General features: G+C 43.5%; 1 protein-coding gene. It reads left to right on the top strand.

Going from position 1 to position 1,022, the window contains the following annotated elements:
• The coding region (locus BM736_RS24705; protein ID WP_256718004.1) for a transposase at positions 1-1,015 on the top strand (1,015 nt) is incomplete at its 5' end.
• Between the last annotated feature and the right edge of the window lie 7 nt (positions 1,016-1,022).

Raw genomic sequence — 1,022 nt, 5'->3', positions numbered from 1 at the left:
TGAGTCGACGCCGTTTTATCACATAATAAATCGTTGTGTAAGAAGAGCCTACCTCTGCGGGGAGGATAACCTCACAGGTAAAAGCTATGAGCATAGACGCTGCTGGATTGTCGATAAAGTCAAAGCGCTTTCTGCCATATTTTGTATCGATGTATGCGCCTATGCGGTGATGAATAATCACTATCACCTAGTCCTTAAAATCGATACCAATAAAGCGAAGTCATTGAGCAACCGTGAGGTGATTAGTCGATGGTGTAAGGTGACAAAAGGCCATGATGTCGCGACTAAATATATGAATAGAGAGACCTTAATTGAGGGGGAGCGTTTACTGCTTGATGGGTTATTGGCTGAATGGAATGAGCGTCTATCCAGCATCTCTTGGTTTATGCGGTGCCTTAATGAAGAGATAGCGCGTAGGGCCAATCGTGAGGATGGATGTAAAGGGGCTTTTTGGGAGGGACGCTTTAAGTCACAAGCTCTACTTGATGAACAAGCGCTATTAGCCTGCATGATGTATGTTGATTTAAACCCAATTAGAGCGGGTATTACCAACACTCTGCAAGCTTCTGATTATACCTCTATTCAGGAGCGTATTAACCAGCTAAATACTCCTAATAAAGACACTAAAGCACATCATGAACCTGAATCAAAACCTGAACCTGAGCTAACCTCGAGTGAGCGACACAAACCTCTAGCCCAGTTTGATGGTGCAACTCATTTAGCGACTCAATCAGGCATCCCATTTCATTTCAGTGATTACTTACAACTTATTGATTGGACTGGCAGAGCCATTAGGTCTGATAAAAAAGGTTTCATCGACTCTAGCCGCCCAAAATTACTTGATGAACTTGGAATCTCATCCAATGCTTGGGTAACCTCAGCAAAAGAGTTTCGCCGCCAATACAGTGGTATTAGTGGTCGTTGGGATGCTATGTGTGATTTTAAAAAACAGCATCATTGTGGTCAATGGTGCAAAGGTAAGGCCAGTAGCGATGCACTTCACCCCTCGCCTTAGTCGTATA

It is taken from the genome of Shewanella sp. UCD-KL12 (assembly GCF_001957125.1).
In the GTDB taxonomy this organism is placed as follows: Bacteria; Pseudomonadota; Gammaproteobacteria; order Enterobacterales; family Shewanellaceae; genus Shewanella.
Note: the sequence above shows the minus strand (reverse complement) of the source record. Positions and strands in the feature narration are given on the sequence as shown.